Consider the following 25153-nt stretch of genomic DNA (forward strand, 5'->3'; position numbering starts at 1 on the left):
TAACCTTGCGCCCATCGCGGAAAAGCCCGGCCACTGACGCGCTTTTGCCCCATACCTTTGAACGAGTTGCCTGACAATCCGATGAATAAAGCCGTCTCCGACCTGTCCTCCCACACTCCGATGATGCAGCAGTACTGGCGCCTGAAAAATCAGCACCCGGACCAGCTGATGTTCTACCGCATGGGCGACTTCTACGAGATCTTCTACGAGGACGCGAAGAAGGCGGCCAAGTTGCTGGACATCACCCTGACCGCGCGCGGGCAGTCGGCAGGGCAGGCGATTCCGATGTGCGGGATTCCGTATCACGCGGCGGAAGGCTACCTGGCGAAGCTGGTCAAGCTCGGCGAGTCGGTGGTGATCTGCGAGCAGGTCGGCGACCCAGCCACCAGTAAAGGCCCGGTGGAACGTCAGGTGGTGCGGATCATCACCCCGGGTACGGTCAGTGACGAGGCGTTGCTGGATGAGCGTCGCGATAACCTGATCGCGGCGGTGCTGGGCGACGAGCGCCTGTTCGGCCTGGCTGTGCTGGACATCACCAGCGGCAATTTCACCGTGCTGGAGATCAAGGGCTGGGAAAACCTGCTGGCGGAGCTGGAACGGGTCAACCCGGTCGAGTTGCTGATCCCGGATGATTGGCCGAAGGATTTGCCGGCGGAAAAACGCCGTGGGGTACGTCGTCGTGCACCGTGGGATTTCGAGCGCGACTCGGCGCTGAAAAGCCTCTGTCAGCAATTCTCCACCCAGGACCTGAAAGGCTTCGGCTGCGAAACCCTGACCCTGGCGATCGGCGCCGCCGGTTGCCTGCTGGCGTATGCCAGGGAAACCCAGCGCACCGCCCTGCCCCACTTGCGCAGCTTGCGCCATGAGCGGCTAGACGACACCGTGGTGCTGGACGGCGCCAGCCGCCGCAACCTCGAACTCGACACCAACCTGGCCGGTGGCCGCGACAACACCCTGCAATCGGTGGTCGACCGTTGCCAGACGGCCATGGGCAGCCGTTTGCTGACCCGTTGGCTCAACCGTCCGCTGCGCGACCTGACTGTGCTGCTGGCTCGCCAGACCTCGATCACTTGCCTGCTCGACCGCTATCGTTTTGAAAACCTGCAACCGCAACTCAAGGAGATCGGCGACATCGAGCGGATTCTGGCGCGGATCGGCCTGCGCAATGCTCGCCCTCGCGACCTCGCTCGCCTGCGTGATGCGCTCGGTGCGCTGCCTGAACTGCAAGTGGCGATGATGGATCTCGAGGCGCCGCACCTGCAACGTCTGGCGACCACCACCAGCACTTACCCGGAACTAGCGGCGCTGCTGGAAAAAGCCATCATCGACAACCCGCCAGCGGTAATCCGTGACGGCGGCGTGCTGAAAACCGGTTACGACAGCGAGCTAGACGAACTGCAATCGCTGAGCGAGAACGCCGGCCAGTTCCTGATCGATCTGGAAGCCCGTGAAAAGGCCCGCACCGGCCTCGCCAATCTCAAAGTCGGCTACAACCGCATTCATGGCTACTTCATCGAATTGCCAAGCAAGCAGGCTGAATCGGCGCCGGCAGACTACATCCGCCGTCAGACCCTCAAAGGTGCCGAACGCTTCATCACCCCGGAACTGAAAGAGTTTGAAGACAAGGCACTGTCGGCCAAGAGCCGCGCTCTGGCTCGCGAGAAAATGCTCTACGAGGCGTTGCTGGAAGACCTGATCAGCCAGTTGCCGCCGTTGCAGGACACCGCTGGCGCCCTGGCTGAGCTGGACGTGCTGAGCAACCTCGCCGAACGTGCGCTGAATCTCGACCTGAATTGCCCGACATTCGTCAGCGAACCGTGCATGCGTATCTCCCAGGGCCGTCACCCGGTGGTCGAGCAAGTGCTGACCACGCCGTTCGTGGCCAACGACCTGAGCCTGGACGACAACACCCGCATGCTGGTGATCACGGGTCCGAACATGGGCGGTAAATCCACCTATATGCGCCAGACTGCACTGATCGTGCTGCTGGCACACATCGGCAGCTTCGTGCCGGCGGCCAGTTGCGAAATGTCGCTGGTGGACCGGATTTTCACCCGGATCGGTTCCAGCGACGACCTCGCCGGCGGGCGCTCGACCTTCATGGTGGAAATGAGCGAGACCGCGAACATCCTGCACAACGCCACCGAGCGCAGCCTGGTGCTGATGGACGAAGTCGGTCGCGGCACCAGCACCTTCGACGGTCTGTCCCTGGCGTGGGCGGCGGCGGAGCGTCTGGCGCAGCTGCGCGCCTATACTCTGTTTGCGACGCACTATTTCGAACTGACCGTGTTGCCGGAAGCCGAACCGCTGGTGGCCAACGTGCACCTCAACGCCACCGAGCACAACGAACGCATTGTGTTTCTGCACCATGTGTTGCCAGGGCCCGCGAGCCAGAGCTACGGCCTTGCGGTCGCGCAGTTGGCCGGTGTGCCAAGCGAAGTGATCGTACGTGCTCGTGAGCACTTGAGCCGCCTGGAAGATACCGCGCTGCCGCATGAGGCGCCAAAACCGGCCGTCAAGGGCAAACCGGCGACGCCGCAGCAGAGCGACATGTTCGCCAGCCTGCCGCACCCGGTGCTGGATAAATTGGCCAAGCTGGATCTGGATGACGTGACACCGCGTCGTGCACTCGAAATGCTCTATGCACTAAAGAACCGGATCTAAGCACCGACGAACCGGATATAACGCAAACGGCTTCAAGCTGTTAGAATCTCGCGCGGTTTGGGATGCTGCTGGCTAATAGCCTGGCTGGCAGACATCGCTCCCGAACCTGGCGACCCCAACCGTGAAGGGGCAACGCTGCCGCCGCCTGAGGAGAAAATTAGAAATGACCTTCGTCGTCACCGACAACTGCATCAAGTGCAAGTACACCGACTGCGTAGAAGTCTGTCCGGTGGACTGCTTTTACGAAGGCCCGAACTTCCTGGTGATTCACCCGGACGAGTGCATCGACTGCGCCCTGTGCGAGCCGGAATGCCCGGCCGTGGCCATTTTCTCCGAGGACGAAGTTCCGGAAGAGATGCAGGAATTCATTCAGCTGAACGTAGAACTGGCCGAGATCTGGCCGAACATCACCGAAAAGAAAGAATCGCTGCCGGATGCCGAAGAGTGGGATGGCGTCAAAGGCAAGATCAAAGACCTCGAACGCTGATCTGTCCCGCGTTTGAAGAAAAGGCCCCTTGCGGGCCTTTTTGCTTTTGCGGGTTTTGCTTTATTTCAGGCAAAAAAAAGGGGCGGTTTGACCCGCCCACATTTTTTCCCTATTCCCTGTGTTCCTTCTCATCGTCCTGATGAATCGCTTCCTGCGATGTCCGTTCCCCTCTTCCTTGAAGGGCGTGTCTATCCGTCGACACAACCCAGATACTAGAGATTTCCCCGCCGGCGGCAACTGGCCTCCAGCGCACTAACCTGCTGTCATAAGCCCTTCACATCAAAAAATAACCATATAAATCATTGCGTTACGATTCAGCCATGAGCGCAATCGCCTTCAGCGGCAGTGTAAAAATAACGAACACTTACGATACAGTCAGCAAAGGCTTACAACGCAAACCTACAAGGTGGGAACGCCTCCCGCTTTCAGTGCGCCAACAAAAAGCCCCGAACCAGTCGGGGCTTTCTGTATAGCGGTCATGCGGGTGGCTTATTGAAACAGCGACTCGCTCGACAGGCCGTTTTTCTCGAGAATTTCCCGAAGGCGCTTGAGGCCTTCTACCTGGATCTGTCTCACCCGTTCCCGGGTCAGGCCGATCTCCAGGCCTACATCTTCCAGCGTGCTGCTCTCATGGCCGCGCAGGCCGAAGCGGCGCACGACCACCTCGCGTTGCTTGTCGGTCAGCTCCGAGAGCCATTGATCGATGCTCTGCGACAGGTCGTCATCCTGCAGCAGTTCACATGGATCGGTCGGACGGTCATCCGTCAGGGTGTCCAGCAGGGTTTTATCCGAATCCGGACCCAGCGAGACGTCGACCGAAGAAACCCGCTCGTTCAAGCCCAGCATGCGCTTGACTTCGCCCACCGGTTTTTCCAGCAGGTTGGCGATTTCTTCGGGTGAAGGTTCGTGGTCGAGCTTTTGCGTCAGCTCCCGTGCAGCCCGCAGGTACACGTTGAGCTCCTTGACCACATGGATCGGCAACCGGATGGTCCGGGTCTGATTCATGATCGCGCGTTCGATGGTCTGACGAATCCACCAGGTCGCGTAGGTCGAGAAGCGGAAGCCACGCTCCGGATCGAACTTTTCCACCGCGCGGATCAATCCGAGGTTGCCCTCTTCGATCAGATCCAGCAGCGACAGCCCCCGATTGACGTAACGCCGGGCGATTTTGACCACCAGCCGCAGGTTACTTTCGATCATGCGCTTGCGCCCGGCAGGGTCGCCACTTTGCGACAAGCGCGCAAAATGAACTTCTTCTTCCGGGGAGAGCAGTGGGGAAAAGCCGATTTCGTTGAGGTACAGCTGCGTGGCATCGAGTGCCCGAGTGTAATCGATGTACTTATGTTGTTTAAGTGAAGCGGAGTGTTTGGATTTGGCACGAACGGAAGGTGGAGCAGCCCCTTCATCATTCGACATCGAATCCGAATCGATGCCGGTCTCCATCAGGAGAACCTCATCGTCGATGTCAAACTCCGGCACTTCTTTACTGAGAGCCATTGTTATAGTCCTTTGGTGAGTTCGACCCCAAGCTCAAGCGGCGCCTTTATCCTTGGCAACGCTGGAGCCTGTCCCCTCTACGCGACGGAACAGGCTGGTCTGCAAATCAACGTCTTGGCAGGAACTGCAGCGGATCTACAGGTTTACCTTGTCGGCGAATCTCAAAATGCAGTTTCACCCGGTCTGTACCCGTTGACCCCATTTCGGCAATTGTCTGTCCGACCTTGACCTGCTGCCCCTCCCGTACCAACAGCCGACGGTTGTGTCCGTAAGCACTGACGTAGGTTTCGCTGTGTTTGATGATGACCAATTCGCCGTAGCCCCTTAAGCCACTCCCGGCGTATACCACCGTCCCATCAGACGCAGCTAAAACAGGCTGTCCCAAATCTCCGGCGATATCAATTCCTTTATTCAAACTACCGTTTGAAGAGAATTTTCCAATCAGAATGCCATTAGATGGCCATCCCCAGCCGGTCGGGGCCGGGCCCGGTGGAGGCAACGGAGCGGGGGTTTGCTTGTTGGCGACGGACGGTACAACCGCCGTGGAAGCCGCACCGGAACCCGTGGTCGTAGTGGTTGTCGTGCCATTTGCCTGGCGCCGGATAACCGTGGTTTTGCTGGACGAAGACGCTGAAGAGCCGGAGTTGGTGACGACCGCCGTCGACGTTGAACCGGTGCGTCCGTCGAAGCGAATCGTCTGACCCGGATGGATCGTGTATGGCGTAGGAATGTTGTTCCGGGCAGCGAGGGCTTTGTAGTCCCAGCCGTAGCGAAAAGCGATGGAAAACAAAGTATCGCCTGGACGGACTACATACTGCCCGGTCGTCACGACCGGACGCTGGGCCACCGCATTGTTGCGATCGACGACCCGAACGTTGCTCGATTTTGTGCTGGAGCAACCGACCAGCAAGGTGCTCAAGACAAGGCCAGTCACCAGGCGCTGAAAGCTCGTGTTACCCATACGCTGCGCAATGACTGTGAGACTCACCCGCCGCTCCCTTTGTGGTGGCTGAAAAATGTGGAATGCCGATTCCGGCATGAAACTTCGCAAGTATAACGGGCGCAACCGGCTTTACCTTTCTAGAAGCGCTATGGCTCGGCGCACACGTTTGCTTGTAGACGATCCATCCTGTTTAAACATTCGCTGCCGCTGTAAGACAGGCGCACTCGACAGGAATTCAGCATCGTGAAACAAATGCTCAGGCCAGCGGACCGTTGAGCAATGGCACGAAACGCACTGCCCCCAGAACGTGTCGGGAGAAGCCGTTTTCTTCGCGCACGATCAGCATCAATTGCTGCACTTCACCCGAGCCGACCGGGATCACCATCCGCCCGCCCGGTGCCAGTTGATCAAGCAAAGCCTGAGGCACATCGGTGGCGACTGCCGTGACAATGATGCCGTTGTATGGCGCAAGCGCCGGCCAGCCTTCCCAGCCATCGCCCCAACGAAACACCACGTTGCGCAGGTTGAGCTCGACCAGGCGTTCCTTGGCCCGATCCTGCAGAACCTTGATGCGCTCCACCGAAAACACCCGCTCGACCAGTTGCGACAGCACCGCCGTCTGGTAACCGGAACCGGTGCCGATCTCCAGTACTTTATCCAGCGGCCCGGCCTCCAGCAGCAGCTCGCTCATACGCGCCACCATATAAGGCTGGGAAATGGTCTGGTTGTTGCCGATCGGCAGCGCGGTGTCTTCATAGGCACGGTGCGCCAGCGCTTCATCGACGAACAGGTGTCGTGGGGTGCGGCGGATCACTTCCAGCACGCTGGCGTTGGAAACGCCCTCTTCGTACAGACGCTGGATCAGGCGCTCACGGGTTCGCTGGGACGTCATCCCGATGCCGCTGCGCAGCCTGTCGTCTTGTTCACGAGCCATCAGTTGAGCCCCTCCAGCCAGCCGTCGAGACTTCTGAAGGCATCATTGAAGGTGCGATCGAGCTGCAACGGAGTGATGGATACGTAACCTTGCATCACCGCATGGAAATCGGTGCCCGGCCCGCCATCTTCCGCATCACCTGCCGCTGCGATCCAGTAGCCGGCCTTGCCGCGCGGGTCGACGACTTTCATCGGTGCAGCCGCACGGGCGCGATGGCCGAGACGGGTCAGTTGAATGCCGCGAATGTGATCGATCGGCAGATTCGGAATGTTCACGTTCAGCACCGTGCGCGGTGGCAGATCGAGCCCGGCGTGGGCCTCGACCAGTTTGCGCGCAAAGTAGGCGGCCGTGGGCAGGTTGTCGACCTGCCGCGAAACCAGTGAGAAGGCAAACGACGGGCGCTCGAGAAAGCGGCCCTCAAGGGCGGCTGCCACCGTTCCGGAATACAGCACGTCATCCCCCAGGTTGGCGCCCAGGTTGATACCCGAAACCACCATGTCCGGCTGGCGTTCGAGCAAACCGTTGAGCCCCAGATGAACGCAATCGGTCGGTGTGCCATTGAGGCTGATAAAGCCGTTGGCCAGGTATTGCGGGTGCAGCGGACGGTCGAGTGTCAGCGAACTGCTGGCACCGCTCTTGTCCTGTTCCGGGGCGATAACCACGCACTCGGTGTAATCCGCCAGCGCAGCATAAAGCGCGGCAAGACCGGGCGCAGTCACCCCATCGTCGTTAGAAATCAGAATACGCATGGGCTGTCCGTCTGCCCCACCGGCACCAGATCAACGAGTTCGCGCACCAATACGGTGGCGAAGCATCCGGCCGGGAGGACGAATTCCAGTTGCAGAATGTCAGGCTCGGGATAATGCCACGTCAACCCGCCAATGGGCAGCCGCAGGATGCGACGTTCGTGGCTCATACCGGCATTAATCAACCAATCGCGCAGATCCGCCTCGCGTGCGGCAATCCCCTGCTCCAGATCATGGACAACCCCGGCCGCCGGCGAGTCACCTTCGCCCCACTGCGGACCGGTCGGATGCAGGTCTAGGATCGCCAAGCGCGGGTCGCTGCACTCGGCTTCACCGGCCGGGAAAAAACTGCGGCTGTCGGTGAAGGCCAGCAGATCGCCGACCTGGGCACGCTGCCAGGTGCCATCGGCGACCCGCGCTGCGAGCACCTGATTGAACAGAAAACTGCGCGCGGTCGACAGCAGGCGCGAACGCACATTGCGTTGTTCCGGCAGTGCCTTGCGCGCGGCCCACGAACGGGCATCGACCACGTTGCCACCGTCATGGCCGAAACGCTGGGCACCGAAATAATTCGGGATGCCCTGTTTGGCGATCAGTTGCAGGCGCTCGTCGATGGCAGCCTTGTCGCCATTGAACTGGGTCAGGCGCAGGGTGAAACCGTTGGCCGAATGCGCACCGCGTTGCAGCTTGCGCTTGTGGCGGGTGGTCTTGAGGATTTTCAGCGTGTCGTTTTCCGCCGCCGACAGATCCGGATCGGCCTTGCCCGGCAACTGCACGCTGAACCACTGGCGGGTCAGCGCCTGACGATCCTTGAGCCCGGCGTAACTCACAGTACGCAGCGGTACGCCAGCGGCCTTGGCGATACGGCGCGCGGCTTCTTCAGTATTCAGGCCGCGCTTTTCCACCCAGATCCACAGGTGTTCACCGTCACCGCTGAACGGAATGTCGAGAACTTCATCGACCTGGAAATCTTCGGCGATGGCTTTCAGTACCGCGGTGCCGAGGGCGTCGCCATAGGCCCGCGGGCCGAGCAGTTGCAGTTCGTTCATGCGCGCAGCAACAAGGCAACGGAATGCACGGCGATGCCTTCTTCGCGACCGACGAAGCCGAGCTTCTCGGTGGTGGTGGCTTTCACGTTCACTTGATCCAGTTCTACTTGCAGATCCGCGGCAATCAGCGCGCGCATCGATTCAATATGGGGGGCCATTTTCGGCGCCTGGGCAACGATGGTGTTGTCGACGTTGCCGACCTTCCAGCCTTTGGCGTGGATCAGACTGACCACGTGACGCAGCAGCACTCGGCTATCGGCACCCTTGAATTGCGGGTCGGTATCCGGGAAATGCTTGCCGATATCACCCAGCGCAGCCGCGCCGAGCAAGGCGTCGCTCAAGGCATGCAGCAGGACGTCACCGTCGGAGTGAGCGAGCAGCCCGAAGCCGTGTGCGATTCGCACGCCGCCCAGAGTAATGAAATCGCCTTCAGCGAAACGGTGCACATCATAGCCGTGGCCAATACGCATAAAAAAACGCCCCGAATTTTGTCAGGGCGTGATTCTACCTGCTTTGTCAGGCGTTAGGCGCCTAGAGCGCGTGCGTGATGCTGCAAGTGGTCGTCAATGAAGCTCGCGATGAAGAAATAGCTGTGGTCGTAGCCCGGTTGCAGGCGCAACGTCAGCGGGTGGCCCGCTTGTTTTGCCGCTTGTTGCAGGGCTTCCGGTTTGAGCTGGGTGGCGAGGAAATCGTCGCGGTCACCCTGATCGACCAGCAGTGGCAGTTTCTCGTCCGCTTCGGCGATCAGTGCACAGGCATCCCACTCGCGCCACTTCGAACGGTCTTCGCCGAGATAGCGGGTGAATGCCTTCTGGCCCCACGGGCAATCAATCGGATTGTTGATTGGCGAAAACGCCGAAACCGACTGGTAACGACCCGGATTGCGCAACGCACAAACCAATGCACCGTGGCCGCCCATGGAGTGGCCACTGATGCTGCGCTTGTCCGAGGCCGGGAAATGCGCCTCAACCAGTGAAGGCAATTCCTGCACGACGTAGTCATGCATCCGATAGTGCCGCGACCAGGGTTCCTGCGTGGCATTCAGATAAAACCCGGCACCGAGGCCGAAATCCCAGGCTCCGTCAGGATCGCCCGGTACATCCGGGCCGCGAGGACTGGTGTCCGGGGCCACGATAATCAGCCCCAATTCAGCCGCCATGCGCATGGCACCGGCCTTCTGCATGAAGTTCTCGTCCGTGCAGGTCAGGCCCGACAGCCAGTACAGCACCGGCAACTTGCCGCCCTGCTCTGCCTGCGGCGGCAGATACACAGCAAACACCATGTCGCAGCCCAGCACTTCGGAACGATGGCGATAGCGCTTGTGCCAACCGCCGAAACTTTTCTGACAGGAGATGTTTTCCAGACTCATGTAGGGCTCCTACGCAGCCACGGCTACATATCGGCAGCCGTGGCATCGCGACTGATCAGAAATGAATGACGGTGCGGATGCTCTTGCCTTCGTGCATCAGGTCGAAAGCTTTGTTGATATCTTCCAGGCCCATGGTGTGAGTGATGAAAGTATCCAGCGGGATTTCGCCGCTTTGCGCCATATCGACGTAGCTTGGCAATTCGGTACGACCACGCACGCCACCGAACGCCGAACCACGCCAGACGCGACCGGTCACCAGCTGGAACGGACGGGTGGAGATTTCCTGGCCGGCGCCGGCCACACCGATGATCACCGACTCGCCCCAGCCTTTATGGCAGCACTCGAGGGCTGCGCGCATCAGTTGCACGTTGCCGATGCATTCGAAAGAGAAGTCGACGCCGCCATCGGTCATGTCCACGATCACTTCCTGGATCGGACGATCGAAGTCTTTCGGGTTCACGCAGTCGGTAGCACCCAATTGTTTGGCGATTTCGAACTTGGCCGGGTTGATGTCGATGGCGATGATGCGCGCGGCCTTGGCCTTCACTGCACCAATCACGGCCGACAGACCGATGCCGCCGAGACCGAAGATGGCCACGGTGTCACCCGGTTTGACTTTAGCGGTGTTGATCACTGCGCCGATACCGGTGGTCACGCCGCAGCCGAGCAGACAGACCTTTTCCAGCGGGGCATCTTTGGAGATCTTGGCCACGGAGATTTCCGGCAGCACGGTGTACTCGGAGAACGTCGAAGTGCCCATGTAGTGGAAAATCGTTTGGCCCTTGTAGGAAAAGCGTGAAGTGCCGTCCGGCATCAGGCCCTTGCCCTGGGTGGCGCGGATCGCCTGACACAGGTTGGTTTTGCCCGACTTACAGAATTTGCACTGGCCGCATTCCGGGGTGTACAGCGGAATCACGTGGTCGCCGACGGCCACCGAGGTCACGCCTTCGCCGATCGCTTCGACGATGGCACCGCCTTCGTGACCGAGGATCGACGGGAAGATACCTTCCGGATCAGCGCCGGACAGGGTGTAAGCGTCAGTGTGGCAAACCCCGGAAGCCACCACGCGCAGCAGCACTTCACCGGCCTTGGGCATGGCGACATCGACTTCTACGATTTCCAGCGGCTTCTTGGCCTCGAAGGCAACGGCGGCGCGCGACTTGATCATGCTGACTCTCCAGTGAATCGATTGAATAAAAAACCAGACAGTCAGTGTAGTTCAGCGCTGCTTGATGAATAATCCTGGCAAAAGCAAAACATTATTGCCATACAGGGATAATCCCCATGTCCGAAAACCGCTGGGAAGGCATCGACGAGTTCGTCGCCGTTGCCGAATGCAGCCAGTTCACTGCGGCTGCCGAACGCCTGGGCGTTTCTTCCTCGCACATCAGTCGACAAATCGTACGACTGGAAGAGCGCTTGCAGACGCGACTGCTGTACCGCAGTACCCGGCGCGTCACCCTGACCGAAGCCGGCCAGACCTTTCTGCAACATTGCCAGCGTCTGCAGGACGGTCGCGAAGAAGCGCTGCGCGCAGTCGGCGACCTGACCAGCGAACCCAAAGGCATGCTGCGCATGACCTGCGCCGTGGCTTACGGCGAACGCTTCATCGTGCCGCTGGTGACCCGTTTCATGGGGCATTACCCGCAACTGCGCATCGATATCGAACTGACCAACCGGCAACTCGATCTGGTGCATGAAGGCCTGGACCTGGCGATCCGTCTTGGCCGGCTTCAGGATTCCCGGCTGGTGGCGACCCGGCTGGCACCGCGACGCATGTATCTGTGCGCATCGCCTTCCTACCTTGAACGGTACGGGCGCCCACACAGTTTGTCGGAGCTGGGACGGCACAATTGCCTGATCGGCAGCTCGGACATCTGGCAGCTTGAACAAAATGGGCGGGAATTTTCCCAGCGGGTGCAGGGAAACTGGCGCTGCAACAGTGGGCAAGCGGTGCTGGATGCGGCGCTACAAGGCGTCGGACTGTGTCAGTTGCCGGACTATTACGTGCTGGAACATCTGCACAGCGGTGCGTTGGTTTCGCTTTTGGAAGCGCATCAACCGCCGAATACGGCGGTGTGGGCGCTGTACCCACAGCAGCGGCACTTGTCGCCGAAGGTGCGCAAACTGGTGGACTTTCTCAAGGAAGGCTTGGCCGAACGGCCGGAATATCGGGCTTAACGTCGATTGGCCCAGCGCTGGCGCAACCATTCGAGGTCTTCGGGGCGGGTGACTTTCAGGTTATCCGCACGGCCTTCGATCAGGCGTGGCGCCATGCCGGCCCACTCCATCGCCGAGGCTTCATCGGTGATCACTGCATCCGCCACCAGACTGTCTGCCAGCGCGCGGTGCAGTGCACCGAGGCGGAACATCTGCGGCGTATAGGCTTGCCAGATCACACTGCGATCAACGGTTTCCACCACTCGACCGTGCTTGTCGACCCGCTTAAGAGTGTCCTTCGCCGGCACGGCCAACAGGCCGCCGACCGAATCGTTCGCCAGCTCAGCGAGCAGTTTGTCGAGATCGTCACGGCTCAGATTAGGCCGCGCCGCATCGTGCACCAGCACCCAGTCCTCGTCGTCGGCACCTTGGGCATGCAGATGAAGCAAGGCGTTGAGCACCGAGCCGGAACGTTCGGCACCACCGTCAACCCGTTGAATGCGCGGATCACTGGCGCTGGCCAGGTTCGGCCAATAAGGATCATCAACGGCAAGACTGACCACCAGGCCCTTGAGGCTCGGGTGATCGAGGAAACAGCCGAGGCTGTGTTCGAGAATTGTGCGCCCGCCCAGTTGCAGATATTGCTTGGGACGGTCCGCGGCCATACGGGCACCGACGCCCGCGGCAGGAATCACGGCCCAGAAGGCCGGCAGGGAATCGATCATTGGGCCAACTGGTAAAGGGTTTCGCCGTCCTTGACCATGCCCAGTTCGTGACGAGCCCGCTCTTCAACGGTCTCCATGCCTTTTTTCAACTCGCTGACTTCAGCGTCCATCACCCGGTTGCGCTCCAGCAAGGCTTCGTTCTCGGCGTGTTGATCAGCAATCTGCTGATTCAGTTCGGCGACTTGCGCCAGACTGCCATTGCCCACCCACAGGCGGTACTGCAGACCGGCCAGCAGCAAGAGCAAAACGAGAAACAACCAGTAAGGACTGCGCATCGAATATCAGGTATCCAGTGAAAAAAGACAGCCACGCCAAAACTTTGAAGCATCTGATAGCACGAAGCCTGGAATATCCAGGCTTGTGCATATAAGGCATCAGATTAGTGGCAAATCCATCGCTGTCACGACTTTTCCGACACAATCCGGTGTCTTTCTATCATTTACTGCTCAGCCGCGAAACTCGCTACGACCGTTGTACTTGGCCTTGCCATTCAACTGCTCTTCGATACGCAGCAGTTGGTTGTACTTGGAAACGCGGTCGGAACGGCACAGCGAACCGGTCTTGATCTGGCCAGCCGAAGTACCCACAGCCAGGTCGGCAATGGTCGAATCTTCGGTTTCGCCCGAACGGTGCGAGATCACGGCGGTGTAACCGGCTGCCTTGGCCATCTGGATGGCTTCCAGGGTTTCGGTCAGGGTGCCGATCTGGTTGAACTTGATCAGGATCGAGTTGGCGATCTTTTTATCGATGCCTTCTTTCAGGATCTTGGTGTTGGTCACGAACAGGTCGTCGCCGACCAGTTGGGTCTTCTCGCCGATCTTGTCGGTGAGGATCTTCCAGCCAGCCCAGTCGGACTCGTCCAGACCGTCTTCGATCGAGATGATCGGGTAACGCTCGGTCAGACCTTTGAGGTAGTCGGCGAAACCTTCAGCGGTGAACACCTGGCCTTCGCCGGACAGGTTGTACTTGCCGTCTTCGAAGAACTCGCTGGCCGCGCAGTCCAGAGCCAGGGTCACGTCGGTGCCCAGCTTGTAACCGGCGTTGGCGACTGCTTCGGAAATCACTTTCAGTGCGTCTTCGTTGGACGCCAGGTTCGGCGCGAAACCGCCTTCGTCACCGACAGCAGTGCTCAGGCCACGGGCCTTCAGAACAGCTTTCAGGTGATGGAAAATCTCGGTACCCATGCGCAGACCTTCCGAGAAAGACTTGGCGCCAACCGGCTGAACCATGAATTCCTGGATGTCGACGTTGTTGTCGGCGTGTTCGCCACCGTTGATGATGTTCATCATCGGAACCGGCATCGAGTACACACCCGGGGTGCCGTTCAGGTTGGCGATGTGAGCGTACAGCGGCAGATCCTGATCCTGTGCAGCCGCCTTGGCCGCAGCCAGGGAGACGGCGAGGATGGCGTTGGCGCCCAGGGTCGCTTTGTTTTCAGTACCGTCCAGCTTGATCATCGCGTGATCCAGAGCTTTCTGGTCGCTTGGGTCGGTGCCCAGCAGCAGATCGCGGATCGGACCGTTGATGTTGGCTACCGCCTTGAGCACGCCCTTGCCCAGGTAACGGCTCTTGTCGCCATCACGCAGCTCGAGCGCTTCACGCGAGCCAGTGGATGCACCGGACGGCGCGCAAGCGCTGCCGATGATGCCGTTGTCGAGAAGCACGTCCGCTTCCACGGTGGGATTGCCACGGGAGTCGAGAACTTCACGACCTTTGATGTCGACGATTTTTGCCATTGTTGTAAACACTCCAAAGTTGACGAAAACGACGCAGCTAGAGGAAATCTTTTTACCGTCGGCAAGTGGTGTGCAGCGGGCAGCTTGCAGACGACAACGCTCATACCCGAGGGCATGAGCGACAAATCGTGCGGTACTTTACCGGAGAATTGAGGTTTACGCGGTTTCTACCGTCGGAAAACTCTTCACCAGTTCGTCCAGGGCTTTGAGCTGGGCCAGGAATGGCTCCAGTTTGTCCAGACGCAAGGCGCAAGGGCCGTCGCATTTGGCGTTGTCCGGATCCGGGTGCGCTTCGAGGAACAGGCCCGCCAGCGACTGGCTCATGCCAGCCTTGGCCAGGTCGGTGACCTGGGCGCGGCGACCGCCGGCAGAGTCGGAACGACCGCCAGGCATTTGCAGCGAATGGGTCACGTCGAAGAATACCGGGTACTCGAACTGCTTCATGATGCCGAAGCCGAGCATGTCGACCACGAGGTTGTTGTAGCCGAAGCTCGAACCACGCTCGCAGAGGATCAACTGATCGTTACCCGCTTCCACGCACTTGTTCAGGATGTGTTTCATTTCCTGAGGCGCGAGGAACTGGGCTTTCTTGATGTTGATCACAGCGTTGGTCTTGGCCATCGCGACGACCAGATCGGTCTGGCGCGACAGGAAGGCCGGCAGCTGGATGATGTCGCAGACCTCGGCGACGACCGCGGCCTGGTCAGGCTCGTGGACGTCGGTGATGATCGGCACGCCGAAGGCTTGTTTGATGTCCTGGAAGATGCGCATGCCCTCTTCCAGGCCAGGACCGCGATAGGAGGTCACAGAAGAACGGTTGGCCTTGTCGAAGCTGGCCTTGAACACGTAAGGGATGCCGAGTTTTTCGGTGACCTTCACGTACTCTTCGCAAACCTGCATGGCCATGTCACGGCTTTCCAGCACGTTCATGCCGCCGAACAGCACCATGGGTTTGTCATTGGCAATCTCGATGTCGCCGACGCGGATGATCTTCTGTGCCATCGGGGTTACGCCTTCTTCTGGTGTTGAGCCAATGCCGCTTTGACGAAGCCGCTGAACAGCGGATGGCCATCGCGTGGCGTCGAGGTGAACTCTGGGTGGAACTGGCAAGCGACGAACCATGGATGATCCGGAGCTTCGACCACTTCAACCAGCGCAGCATCGGAAGAGCGACCGGAGATTTTCAGGCCAGCCTCGATGATTTGCGGCAGCAGGTTGTTGTTCACTTCGTAACGGTGACGGTGACGCTCGACAATCACATCCTTGCCGTAGCAGTCGTGCACCTTGGAGCCGGCTTCGAGCAGGCATTCCTGAGCGCCGAGGCGCATGGTGCCGCCCAGATCGGACGCTTCGGTACGGGTTTCGACTGCACCGGTAGCGTCTTCCCACTCGGTGATCAGACCGACAACCGGATGGCCGCTGGCACGATCGAATTCGGTGGAGTTGGCGTCTTTCCAGCCCAGCACGTTACGGGCGAACTCGATGACCGCCACTTGCATGCCCAGGCAGATCCCCAGGTATGGAACCTTGTTTTCGCGAGCGTATTGAACGGCAGTGATCTTGCCTTCCACGCCACGCAGACCGAAGCCGCCCGGTACGAGGATCGCGTCGACGCCTTCCAGCAGCGCGGTGCCCTGGTTCTCGATGTCTTCGGAATCGATGTAGCGCAGGTTGACCTTGGTACGGTTGGTGATGCCGGCGTGACTCATCGCTTCGATCAGCGACTTGTAGGCGTCCAGCAGCTCCATGTACTTGCCGACCATCGCGATGGTGACTTCGTGCTCTGGATTGAGCTTGGCATCAACGACCTTTTCCCACTCGGACAGGTCGGCGCCATTGCATTGCAGACCGAAACGCTCGACGACGAAATCGTCCAGACCCTGAGCGTGCAGCACGGCCGGGATCTTGTAGATGGTGTCGACGTCTTCCAGGGAGATCACCGCACGCTCTTCAACGTTGGTGAACAGCGCGATCTTGCGACGCGACGACACATCCACCGGATGGTCGGAACGGCAGATCAGAACGTCTGGCTGCAGGCCGATCGAACGCAGTTCCTTCACGGAGTGCTGGGTCGGCTTGGTCTTGGTTTCGCCTGCGGTGGCGATATACGGAACCAGGGTCAGGTGCATCAGCATCGCGCGCTTGGAACCGACTTCCACACGCAGCTGGCGGATGGCTTCGAGGAACGGTTGCGATTCGATGTCGCCAACGGTGCCACCGATTTCCACCAGGGCCACGTCGGCATCGCCGGCGCCCTTGATGATGCGACGCTTGATTTCGTCGGTGATGTGCGGAATCACCTGGATGGTTGCACCCAGGTAGTCACCACGGCGCTCTTTGCGCAGCACGTGCTCGTAGACACGGCCGGTAGTGAAGTTGTTGTTCTGGGTCATGGTCGTGCGGATGAACCGCTCGTAGTGGCCCAGGTCCAGGTCGGTCTCGGCGCCGTCGTGGGTGACGAACACTTCACCGTGCTGGAACGGGCTCATGGTGCCCGGGTCGACGTTGATGTACGGATCCAGCTTCAGCATGGTGACCTTAAGCCCCCGCGCCTCCAGGATGGCCGCCAATGAAGCCGATGCAATGCCTTTCCCCAAAGAAGAAACAACACCGCCCGTGACGAATATGTAGCGCGTCATGAAAAACCCTAGAAGTCTGCGTTAAAGCGGTCCGAGCCGCCGGGGAAAGCGAAGGAAGGCCGAAGCCCCCGATCACCTGCATTAATCACAGTGCACCTTTCAAAAAAACCGCCGCGTTGGGACAGACCGGAAGTGAAAACACCGGTACGTTGCTCGCTACACATTTTTTGGAATCGCCCAGCAAAGACTGCTTGGTAATCGGCAACTCCTGCAATTCAGGCGAATCCACAGAAGTTGTATCAAGAAGGGAGCGTAGTCTACCGGAATGCCCCCTTCATCTCAAACCTTGATCTTCGTCTGAAGGCTGCCAATGCAATCGCCAGCCTTCCAGCGCATTGCCGTCGAGCCCCGGCAGGTTCGCCACGGCGAGCAATTCTTCACCGCGAAACAGCAGCGGCAATCTGCCACGCACGAAGCCCGGCACCGCGCGCTCATTGAGCAGGCGCTTGAGATCACGATGACCGCGATCCGCCAGATGCATCACCTCGCCGCCCTGCCGATAGCGGATTTGCAGCGGCCCGGCGGGAGTCTGGCCGATGAACATGACACGTCCGTTATCGGGCAAGCGTAGCGCTGACGACAGGTCATGCCAGTCGCCGCTGACCACCGGCGCGCGCAGCCATTGCCCGCTGAGCCACCACAAGCGACCGGCGCTTCGATGCAACTCGCCTTCCGCCAGACGCCAGATCGGCGAGGCATCGTTGCCGGCATCGCGCAGGTCCGCCCAACCCGACCAATGGTCGGTATCCGGCAGTCGGGTCAGCGGTTCAAGCCAGTGACTGAGTGCGTTTCGCTGACGGGCATCGGACAAGTTCGCGATAGCCGCGAACTCCAGTGACGGCAATCCCGACCACTCGAATTCAGCGGGTAAGCTCGCTTGAGCCAGATCGATTTGAGCCAGCTCATCGAGCAAACCTTGCGCCTCACGCAGATGCGCCGCACTGCGGGCCATGCTGGCGTGAGCCTGAGGCCAGCGGCCGGTCAGCAACGGCATGACCTGATGGCGCAGATAGTTGCGCGAGAACTGTCGATCCTGATTGGAAGGGTCCTCAATCCAACGCAGACCATGGTCGTGCGCATAGGCTTCCAGCTCGGCCCGCGTAACATCGAGTAACGGCCGAACCAGACTGCCCTGCCCCAGCACGCGCTGAACTGGCATACCGGACAACCCACGCACGCCAGCGCCACGCAACAGGCGAAACAACAGCGTTTCAGCCTGATCATCGCGATGCTGCCCGGTCAGCAGCACATCACTGGCCTGAGTCGCCGCTATGAACGCTGCATAGCGCGCATCCCGCGCCGCCCGCTCCAGACTCGCCCCCGGCTGCACCTGCACATGCACCACTTGCAACGGCACCGCCAGTTCATCGCAGACAGCCTGACAATGCGCCGGCCACGCGTCGGCCACAGTCTGAAGGCCGTGATGGACATGGATGGCACTTAGCGCGGGAAGGGAATGGGTTTTGGCAAGATTTGCCAGAAGGTGCAGCAAGACGGTGGAATCGAGGCCACCGGAGAAGGCGATCCGCCAATGGGAAGCACCGAGCCAGGGCTTGAGATTGCGCAGAAGCCTGGAAGGCAAATCAATCGAGGGCTGACCCATTTTTCTACCTTTTCACAAACCAAATGTGGGAGCGGGCTTGCTCGCGAAAGCGGTGAAACAGCCAACACAGTCGTTGAATGTTACATCGCATTCGCGGGCAAGCCCGCTCCCACAGTGTTTTGCATCGTTGGCCGAAACGGCTCGACTTAGAGACCGTAGCTCATCAGACGATCGTAACGACGCTTGAGCAGCGCTTCGTTGTCGAACTTCTTCAGCATCGCCAGTTGCGAGCTCAGCTCGGCGCGAATCGAGGCAGCGGCCGCAGCCGGATCACGGTGAGCGCCGCCCAAAGGCTCGCTGATCACCTTGTCGACAATGCCGAGGCCTTTCAGACGCTCGGCAGTGATGCCCATCGCTTCAGCAGCATCCGGCGCTTTCTCTGCGGTTTTCCACAGAATCGACGCGCAACCTTCCGGCGAGATCACCGCGTAGGTCGAGTACTGCAGCATGTTCAACTGATCGCACACGCCGATCGCCAGTGCACCGCCGGAACCACCTTCACCAATCACGGTGGCGATGATCGGGGTTTTCAGGCGAGCCATGACGCGCAGGTTCCAGGCGATCGCTTCGCTCTGGTTGCGCTCTTCGGCGTCGATGCCAGGGTAGGCGCCCGGGGTGTCGATGAAGGTCAGGATCGGCATCTTGAAACGTTCGGCCATTTCCATCAGGCGGCAAGCCTTGCGGTAGCCTTCCGGACGCGGCATGCCGAAGTTGCGGCGTACCTTTTCACGCACTTCACGGCCCTTCTGGTGACCGATCACCATCACTGGCTGGTCTTCCAGACGTGCCACGCCGCCCACAATGGCCGCGTCGTCGGAGAAGTGACGGTCACCGTGCAGTTCGTCGAACTCGGTGAAGATGTGCTCGATGTAGTCCAGGGTGTAAGGACGTTTCGGGTGACGCGCCAGACGTGCGATCTGCCAGCTGGTCAGCTTGCCGAAGATGTCTTCGGTCAGCGTCTTGCTCTTGTCCTGCAGGCGGGAGATCTCATCGCCGATATTCAGCGAATTGTCATTACCGACCAAGCGCAACTCTTCGATCTTGGCTTGCAGGTCGGCGATCGGCTGTTCGAAATCTAGAAAATTCGGGTTCATAGGCGTCCGTCTTGGGTCGTGTCCCAAATGAGCTTGGGCCGGCCGGTTGTCTATTCGCGCCCTACCTTAAGGGAGAGGCGCGCTGAGGTCGAGATTAAAAATTCAGGTTGTGGGCAGGCGCTTTGATAGCACCTGCCGGTCAACGGTATTGGAGGAAGACGTTGTCTCGCCCGAACTGGTCACGCAGGGCTTGAATCAAGGCATCCGCCGGGTCGATCCGCCAGGTCTCGCCAAACTGCAGCAAGGTCTTCGCATCGGGACTGGTGTACTCCATGGTGATCGGGCACGCCCCGCGATGACGCTTGAGCAAATCACCCAACCAGCGTAGCTGATCGCCTTTCAGGTCCTGGGTTTGCAACTTCAGGCGCAGACTCTCGGCCAGGTTGGTGCGCGCATCTTCCATGCTCATCACCCGCTTGACCCGCAGCCGCAGGCCGCCGGAGAAGTCATCGTTGCTGACCTCGCCTTCGACCACCACCATCGCATCGGTCTGAAGCAGCGATTGCGCGGAGTGGAACGCATCGGCGAACAGCGACGCCTCGATCCGTCCGGAGCGATCATCGAGGGTGATGAACCCCATCTTGTCGCCCTTTTTGTTCTTCATCACCCGCAGGGCAATGATCATCCCCGCCACGGTCTGGGTATCCCGGGCCGGTTTCAGGTCGATGATGCGCTGACGGGCGAAACGGCGGATCTCACCTTCGTACTCGTCAATCGGGTGACCGGTCAGGTACAGGCCCAAGGTGTCTTTTTCACCTTTGAGGCGTTCCTTGAGCGTCAGCTCCTTCGCCTTGCGGTGGATCGCGTAAACGTCCGCGTCTTCCTCGACGAACAGCCCGCCAAACAGGTCGGCGTGGCCGCTGTCACGGGTGCGCGCGGTCTGCTCGGCCGACTTGATCGCCTCTTCCATCGCCGCCAGCAGCACGGCGCGGTTGCGGTCAATGTTGGCCTGATACGCCTTCTGCTCGTCGTGGAAGTACGGGCCGAGGCGATCCAGCGCGCCGCTGCGAATCAGACCGTCCAGCGTGCGCTTGTTGATGCGCTTGAGGTCGACCCGGGCGCAGAAGTCGAACAAATCCTTGAACGGACCGGCCTGACGGGCTTCGGTGATCGCTTCCACCGGGCCTTCGCCGACGCCTTTGATCGCGCCCAGGCCGTACACGATGCGGCCTTCGTCGTTCACCGTAAACTTGAACTCAGAGGTGTTCACGTCCGGCGCGTCGAGGCGCAGCTTCATCGTGCGCACTTCCTCGATCAAGGTCACGACCTTGTCGGTGTTGTGCATGTCCGCCGACAGTACCGCGGCCATGAACGGCGCCGGGTAGTGGGCTTTCAGCCAGGCAGTCTGGTACGAGACCAGGCCGTAGGCGGCGGAGTGGGATTTGTTGAAGCCGTAACCGGCGAATTTTTCCACCAGGTCGAAAATGTTACCGGCCAGATCCGCGTCGATATTGTTCGACGCACAACCCTCAATGAAACCGCCGCGCTGCTTGGCCATTTCCTCGGGCTTCTTCTTACCCATCGCCCGACGCAGCATGTCCGCGCCACCGAGGGTATAACCGGCCATGACCTGGGCGATCTGCATCACCTGTTCCTGATACAGGATGATGCCGTAGGTCGGTGCCAGTACCGGCTGCAGGCCTTCGTACTGGTAATCCGGATGCGGATACGCAAGTTCCGCGCGACCGTGCTTACGGTTGATGAAGTCATCCACCATGCCCGATTGCAGCGGCCCCGGACGGAACAGGGCCACCAGTGCGATCAAGTCTTCGAGGCAGTCGGGCTTGAGCTTTTTGATCAGCTCTTTCATCCCGCGGGATTCAAGTTGGAACACAGCGGTGGTTTCAGCTTTTTGCAGCAGCTGATAGGTCGGCTTGTCATCCAGCGGGATGAAAGCGATGTCCAGCGGCGGCTCGTTGACCTTGGCGCGGTCGCGGTTGATGGTCTTCAGCGCCCAGTCGATGATCGTCAGGGTCCGCAGACCGAGGAAGTCGAACTTCACCAGACCGGCCGCCTCGACGTCGTCCTTGTCGAACTGGGTCACCAGACCGTCGCCGGCCTCGTCGCAATAGATCGGCGAGAAGTCGGTCAGCTTGGTCGGCGCGATCACCACACCACCGGCGTGTTTACCGACGTTACGCACCACGCCTTCGAGCTTGCGCGCCATCTCCCAGATTTCCGCCGCTTCCTCATCGACCTTGATGAAGTCGCGCAGGATTTCTTCCTGCTCGTAGGCTTTTTCAAGGGTCATGCCGACTTCGAACGGAATCATCTTCGACAGGCGATCCGCCAGGCCGAACGACTTGCCCTGGGCCCGCGCCACGTCCCGCACCACAGCCTTCGCCGCCATGGAACCGAAGGTGATGATCTGGCTCACCGCGTTGCGGCCGTACTTTTCGGCCACGTAGTCGATCACCCGGTCGCGACCGTCCATGCAGAAGTCGACGTCGAAGTCGGGCATCGATACCCGTTCCGGGTTGAGGAAACGTTCGAACAGCAGGTCATATTCCAGCGGGTCGAGGTCGGTGATCTTCTGTACATAGGCCACCAGCGATCCGGCACCCGACCCCCGGCCTGGGCCCACCGGAACACCGTTGTTCTTGGCCCACTGGATAAAGTCCATCACGATCAGGAAGTAACCGGGGAACCCCATCTGGATGATGATATCCAGCTCGAAATTCAGCCGGTCGACGTAGACCTGACGCTTGGCCTCGTAGTCCTCGGTGGTGTCCTTGGGCAGCAGCACGCTGAGGCGCTCTTCCAGACCATCGAACGAGACCTTGCGGAAATATTCGTCAATGGTCATGCCATCGGGAATTGGATAGTCGGGCAGGAAGTGCTTGCCCAGCTTCACGTCGATGTTGCAGCGCTTGGCGATCTCGACGGTGTTCTCGATCGCATCGGGCAGGTCGCTGAACAGCTCGGCCATTTCCTCGGCGCTTTTCAGGTACTGCTGGTCGCTGTAGTTCTTGGATCGCCGTGGGTCGTCGAGGGCCCGGCCCTCACCGATGCAGACACGGGTTTCGTGGGCGGCGAAGTCTTCCTGCTTGATGAAGCGTACGTCGTTCGTAGCTACCAACGGCGCGCCGAGCTTGTCGGCAAGGGCCACGGCACCGTGCAACTGTTCTTCGTCGTTCGGACGGTTGGTACGCTGAATTTCCAGATAGAAACGATCCGGGAACACCGCCATCCATTCGCGGGCCAGCGCCTCGGCTTCGGCGGGGTTGCCGCCGATCATGGCCATACCGATCTCGCCTTCTTTCGCGGCGGACAGCATGATCAGGCCTTCGTTGGCCTCGGCGACCCACTCGCGCTCGATGATGACCATGCCGTTACGCTGACCGTCGATGAAGCCACGGGAAATCAGCTCGGTCAGGTTGCGATAGCCCTGGGCATTCATGACCAGCAGGCTGATCCGGCTCAGCGGCCCGTCCGGGTCCTTGTTCGACAGCCACAGGTCGGCGCCGCAGATCGGCTTGATCCCGGCACCCATGGCGTTTTTATAGAATTTGACCAGCGAACACATGTTGTTCTGGTCGGTCACCGCAACGGCCGGCATGCCCATGCCGGTCAGGGCCTTGACCAGCGGTTTGATCCGCACCAGCCCGTCGACCAGGGAGTATTCAGTGTGCAGGCGTAGATGAACGAATGAAGCCGGCATAGTGATCCTGTCCAGTTACATAGAGACAACAAGGCCCGGATTGTACCGGGCCCCGAACAAAACATCAGCCTCGCCGCTAAACCTGCGCGAGACCTTCCAGTGCTTCATAAGCCTGCCGAACCGGGGCAAAAGAACGCCGGTGAATCGGCGTCGGTCCGAGGCGCGCCAATGCTTCCAGATGAACGGGCGTCGGGTAGCCTTTGTGGCCGCCGATGCCGTAACCCGGGTAGATCAACTCAAACGCTGCCATCTCGCGGTCACGGCTGACCTTGGCCAGAATCGACGCTGCTGCAATTGCCGGTACCTTGCCGTCGCCCTGCACCACCGCTTCGGAACGCATCGGCAGTTTCGGGCAGCGGTTGCCGTCGATCATTGCCAGTTTCGGCTGGATATGCAGGCCAGCGACCGCGCGCTGCATCGCCAGCATGGTGGCGTGAAGGATGTTCAGTTCGTCGATTTCTTCGACTTCGGCGCGGGCGATGCACCAGCTCAGCGCCTTCTCGCAGATTTCGTCGTAGAGCTTTTCGCGCTTGGCTTCGGTAAGTTTCTTCGAATCGTTGAGGCCGAGAATCGGACGGTTCGGATCGAGGATCACCGCTGCCGTAACGACCGCGCCGCACAACGGGCCGCGACCGACTTCATCGACGCCGGCGACCAGCTCTTCGACTTCGGCGACCAAGGTGAAATCCAGGCCCATCTGCATGCTTGTCTTGCTCATCGTGTTTGACCGATCAGGTTCAGAACGGCGTCAGCCGCCTGATTGGAAGCGTCCAGGCGCAGGGTGCGGTGGATCTCGTCGAAGCCGCGGGTCTGCTCTTCGCCACCGTCGATCAACGGCGACAGGGTCTGGGCAAGCGCCTCGACCGTGGCATCATCCTGCAACAATTCCGGGACCAGCAATCGCTGGGCCAACAGGTTCGGCAGGGACACGTACGGGCTCTTGACCATGCGTTTGAGAATCCAGAACGTCAGTGGTGCAAGACGGTAGGCCACGACCATCGGGCGCTTGTACAACAGCGCTTCAAGGGTTGCCGTACCCGACGCGATCAGGACCGCATTGCACGCCGCCAGCGCCAGATGGGATTTGCCATCGAGCAGGGTCACCGGCAGGTCGCGGCCGGCCAGCAGCTCTTCGAGCTGGGCACGACGCTCGGGGTTGGCGCACGGTATGACGAAACGCACGCCTGGGCGCATGGCCCGCACGCGCTGGGCAGTATCGAGGAACAGCGCCCCCAGACGACTGACTTCACCGCCCCGGCTGCCGGGCATCAAAGCCACGAGCGGACCATCCGGCAGACCGAGTTCGGCGCGCGCAGCAGAGCGATCAGCCTCCAGCGGAATGGTGTCGGCCAGCGTATGGCCGACGAACCGCACCGGTACGCCCTTCTCTTCGTAGAATCTGGCTTCGAACGGCAGCAGCGTAAGCATCAGGTCGCAGCCTTCGCGGATCTTCAGGACCCGCTTCTGCCGCCACGCCCACACCGACGGGCTGACGTAATGCACGGTCTTGATTCCGGCCTGACGTAGCTTGAGTTCGATATTGAGGTTGAAGTCCGGCGCGTCGATACCGATGAATACGTCTGGCTTCTCGGCAATCAGGGTAGCAATCAGGTCCTTGCGGCGCTTGAGCAGCTCACGCAACCGCCCCAGGACCTCCACCAGCCCCATGACCGACAGACGCTCCATCGGAAAATAGGAAGTCAGGCCTTCGGCCTGCATCAGCGGACCGCCGACACCGATGAACTCCACCGCGGGATGCTGTGCCTTGAGCGCACGCATGAGACCGGCGCCCAGAATGTCACCGGAAGCCTCCCCCGCCACCAGCGCAATACGAAGATTGGCCATG

At 60.1% G+C, this 25153-nt stretch carries 21 protein-coding genes; 3 read left to right on the forward strand and 18 right to left on the reverse strand.

The window, feature by feature from the left end:
* Positions 1–81: 81 nt before the first annotated feature.
* Positions 82–2664, forward strand: coding sequence for a DNA mismatch repair protein MutS (gene mutS, locus GQX66_RS20690; RefSeq protein WP_240871025.1), 2583 nt, complete (start codon positions 82–84; stop codon positions 2662–2664).
* 163 nt (positions 2665–2827) lie between these two features.
* On the forward strand, positions 2828–3151 hold the full coding sequence (fdxA, locus tag GQX66_RS20695) for a ferredoxin FdxA (protein ID WP_007908827.1): 324 nt from the start codon (positions 2828–2830) through the stop codon (positions 3149–3151).
* A 489-nt stretch (positions 3152–3640) separates the two neighbouring features.
* Here fdxA and rpoS read toward each other — a convergent pair whose 3' ends face one another.
* From rpoS to GQX66_RS20735, 8 genes are all read right to left on the reverse strand, one after another.
* Positions 3641–4648: an RNA polymerase sigma factor RpoS gene (gene rpoS / locus GQX66_RS20700; RefSeq protein WP_007954831.1), complete on the reverse strand. Its 1008-nt coding sequence runs from the start codon at positions 4646–4648 to the stop codon at positions 3641–3643.
* Positions 4649–4754: 106 nt separating this feature from the next.
* Positions 4755–5636 carry a peptidoglycan DD-metalloendopeptidase family protein gene (locus GQX66_RS20705; RefSeq protein ID WP_085748123.1) on the reverse strand — a complete coding sequence of 294 codons (882 nt, stop codon included), beginning with the start codon at positions 5634–5636 and terminating at the stop codon, positions 4755–4757.
* Positions 5637–5847: 211 nt separating this feature from the next.
* A complete protein-coding gene (locus GQX66_RS20710; protein WP_170844894.1) occupies positions 5848–6483 on the reverse strand; it encodes a protein-L-isoaspartate(D-aspartate) O-methyltransferase in 636 nt (211 codons plus the stop codon).
* A gap of 41 nt (positions 6484–6524) precedes the next feature.
* Complete coding sequence (gene surE / locus GQX66_RS20715; protein ID WP_085748122.1) at positions 6525–7274, reverse strand: 5'/3'-nucleotidase SurE; 750 nt, start codon at positions 7272–7274, stop codon at positions 6525–6527.
* A complete protein-coding gene (truD, locus tag GQX66_RS20720) occupies positions 7262–8320 on the reverse strand; it encodes a tRNA pseudouridine(13) synthase TruD (protein ID WP_011332702.1) in 1059 nt (352 codons plus the stop codon). Before truD ends, surE begins: the two co-directional genes overlap by 13 nt.
* The gene (gene ispF / locus GQX66_RS20725) at positions 8317–8790 is read right to left on the reverse strand and encodes a 2-C-methyl-D-erythritol 2,4-cyclodiphosphate synthase (RefSeq protein ID WP_007954821.1); all 474 of its coding nucleotides are present in this window, start codon (positions 8788–8790) and stop codon (positions 8317–8319) included. Before ispF ends, truD begins: the two co-directional genes overlap by 4 nt.
* Before the next feature lie 53 nt (positions 8791–8843).
* Positions 8844–9689, reverse strand: coding sequence for an S-formylglutathione hydrolase (gene fghA / locus GQX66_RS20730; RefSeq protein WP_085748121.1), 846 nt, complete (start codon positions 9687–9689; stop codon positions 8844–8846).
* A 55-nt stretch (positions 9690–9744) separates the two neighbouring features.
* Positions 9745–10857 (reverse strand): S-(hydroxymethyl)glutathione dehydrogenase/class III alcohol dehydrogenase, encoded by a 1113-nt coding sequence (locus tag GQX66_RS20735; RefSeq protein WP_085748120.1) that lies wholly within the window; start codon positions 10855–10857, stop codon positions 9745–9747.
* 116 nt (positions 10858–10973) lie between these two features.
* Between GQX66_RS20735 and GQX66_RS20740 the strand changes: the two genes are divergently transcribed.
* A complete protein-coding gene (locus tag GQX66_RS20740) occupies positions 10974–11870 on the forward strand; it encodes a LysR substrate-binding domain-containing protein (protein WP_085748119.1) in 897 nt (298 codons plus the stop codon).
* On the opposite strand, the gene ispD is transcribed toward GQX66_RS20740, so the two are convergent.
* From ispD to lpxB, 10 genes are all read right to left on the reverse strand, one after another.
* On the reverse strand, positions 11867–12574 hold the full coding sequence (gene ispD, locus GQX66_RS20745) for a 2-C-methyl-D-erythritol 4-phosphate cytidylyltransferase (RefSeq protein WP_085748118.1): 708 nt from the start codon (positions 12572–12574) through the stop codon (positions 11867–11869). The genes GQX66_RS20740 and ispD overlap by 4 nt on opposite strands.
* On the reverse strand, positions 12571–12849 hold the full coding sequence (gene ftsB, locus GQX66_RS20750) for a cell division protein FtsB (protein WP_003222158.1): 279 nt from the start codon (positions 12847–12849) through the stop codon (positions 12571–12573). Before ftsB ends, ispD begins: the two co-directional genes overlap by 4 nt.
* 171 nt (positions 12850–13020) lie before the next feature.
* A complete protein-coding gene (gene eno, locus GQX66_RS20755; protein WP_007954808.1) occupies positions 13021–14310 on the reverse strand; it encodes a phosphopyruvate hydratase in 1290 nt (429 codons plus the stop codon).
* Positions 14311–14466: 156 nt separating this feature from the next.
* Positions 14467–15312, reverse strand: coding sequence for a 3-deoxy-8-phosphooctulonate synthase (gene kdsA, locus GQX66_RS20760; protein WP_007954807.1), 846 nt, complete (start codon positions 15310–15312; stop codon positions 14467–14469).
* Positions 15313–15317: 5 nt separating this feature from the next.
* Positions 15318–16949: a CTP synthase gene (locus GQX66_RS20765; protein ID WP_007954805.1), complete on the reverse strand. Its 1632-nt coding sequence runs from the start codon at positions 16947–16949 to the stop codon at positions 15318–15320.
* A 274-nt stretch (positions 16950–17223) separates the two neighbouring features.
* The gene (tilS, locus tag GQX66_RS20770) at positions 17224–18552 is read right to left on the reverse strand and encodes a tRNA lysidine(34) synthetase TilS (RefSeq protein ID WP_240871036.1); all 1329 of its coding nucleotides are present in this window, start codon (positions 18550–18552) and stop codon (positions 17224–17226) included.
* A 146-nt stretch (positions 18553–18698) separates the two neighbouring features.
* Positions 18699–19646 carry an acetyl-CoA carboxylase carboxyltransferase subunit alpha gene (locus tag GQX66_RS20775; protein WP_011332694.1) on the reverse strand — a complete coding sequence of 316 codons (948 nt, stop codon included), beginning with the start codon at positions 19644–19646 and terminating at the stop codon, positions 18699–18701.
* A 139-nt stretch (positions 19647–19785) separates the two neighbouring features.
* Positions 19786–23307 (reverse strand): DNA polymerase III subunit alpha, encoded by a 3522-nt coding sequence (dnaE, locus tag GQX66_RS20780; protein WP_102686557.1) that lies wholly within the window; start codon positions 23305–23307, stop codon positions 19786–19788.
* 76 nt (positions 23308–23383) lie between these two features.
* Positions 23384–24010, reverse strand: a complete 627-nt coding sequence (gene rnhB / locus GQX66_RS20785) for a ribonuclease HII (protein ID WP_102717198.1) — start codon at positions 24008–24010, stop codon at positions 23384–23386.
* Between the two features lie 11 nt (positions 24011–24021).
* Entirely contained in the window at positions 24022–25152 is a 1131-nt protein-coding gene (gene lpxB, locus GQX66_RS20790; protein ID WP_085748113.1) for a lipid-A-disaccharide synthase, read from the reverse strand.
* Between the last annotated feature and the right edge of the window lies 1 nt (position 25153).

Source organism: Pseudomonas sp. B707, assembly GCF_022496685.1.
GTDB classification, from domain to species: Bacteria; Pseudomonadota; Gammaproteobacteria; order Pseudomonadales; family Pseudomonadaceae; genus Aquipseudomonas; species Aquipseudomonas paraglycinae.

Coding starts and splice junctions, on each gene's coding strand:
- mutS (WP_240871025.1), top strand. CDS start 82: ATGAATAAAGCCGTCTCCGACCTGTCCTCCCACACTCCGATGATGCAG.
- fdxA (WP_007908827.1), top strand. CDS start 2,828: ATGACCTTCGTCGTCACCGACAACTGCATCAAGTGCAAGTACACCGAC.
- rpoS (WP_007954831.1), bottom strand. CDS start 4,648: ATGGCTCTCAGTAAAGAAGTGCCGGAGTTTGACATCGACGATGAGGTT.
- GQX66_RS20710 (WP_170844894.1), bottom strand. CDS start 6,483: ATGACGTCCCAGCGAACCCGTGAGCGCCTGATCCAGCGTCTGTACGAA.
- surE (WP_085748122.1), bottom strand. CDS start 7,274: ATGCGTATTCTGATTTCTAACGACGATGGGGTGACTGCGCCCGGTCTT.
- truD (WP_011332702.1), bottom strand. CDS start 8,320: ATGAACGAACTGCAACTGCTCGGCCCGCGGGCCTATGGCGACGCCCTC.
- ispF (WP_007954821.1), bottom strand. CDS start 8,790: ATGCGTATTGGCCACGGCTATGATGTGCACCGTTTCGCTGAAGGCGAT.
- fghA (WP_085748121.1), bottom strand. CDS start 9,689: ATGAGTCTGGAAAACATCTCCTGTCAGAAAAGTTTCGGCGGTTGGCAC.
- GQX66_RS20735 (WP_085748120.1), bottom strand. CDS start 10,857: ATGATCAAGTCGCGCGCCGCCGTTGCCTTCGAGGCCAAGAAGCCGCTG.
- GQX66_RS20740 (WP_085748119.1), top strand. CDS start 10,974: ATGTCCGAAAACCGCTGGGAAGGCATCGACGAGTTCGTCGCCGTTGCC.
- ispD (WP_085748118.1), bottom strand. CDS start 12,574: ATGATCGATTCCCTGCCGGCCTTCTGGGCCGTGATTCCTGCCGCGGGC.
- ftsB (WP_003222158.1), bottom strand. CDS start 12,849: ATGCGCAGTCCTTACTGGTTGTTTCTCGTTTTGCTCTTGCTGCTGGCC.
- eno (WP_007954808.1), bottom strand. CDS start 14,310: ATGGCAAAAATCGTCGACATCAAAGGTCGTGAAGTTCTCGACTCCCGT.
- kdsA (WP_007954807.1), bottom strand. CDS start 15,312: ATGGCACAGAAGATCATCCGCGTCGGCGACATCGAGATTGCCAATGAC.
- GQX66_RS20765 (WP_007954805.1), bottom strand. CDS start 16,949: ATGACGCGCTACATATTCGTCACGGGCGGTGTTGTTTCTTCTTTGGGG.
- tilS (WP_240871036.1), bottom strand. CDS start 18,552: ATGGGTCAGCCCTCGATTGATTTGCCTTCCAGGCTTCTGCGCAATCTC.
- GQX66_RS20775 (WP_011332694.1), bottom strand. CDS start 19,646: ATGAACCCGAATTTTCTAGATTTCGAACAGCCGATCGCCGACCTGCAA.
- dnaE (WP_102686557.1), bottom strand. CDS start 23,307: ATGCCGGCTTCATTCGTTCATCTACGCCTGCACACTGAATACTCCCTG.
- rnhB (WP_102717198.1), bottom strand. CDS start 24,010: ATGCAGATGGGCCTGGATTTCACCTTGGTCGCCGAAGTCGAAGAGCTG.
- lpxB (WP_085748113.1), bottom strand. CDS start 25,152: ATGGCCAATCTTCGTATTGCGCTGGTGGCGGGGGAGGCTTCCGGTGAC.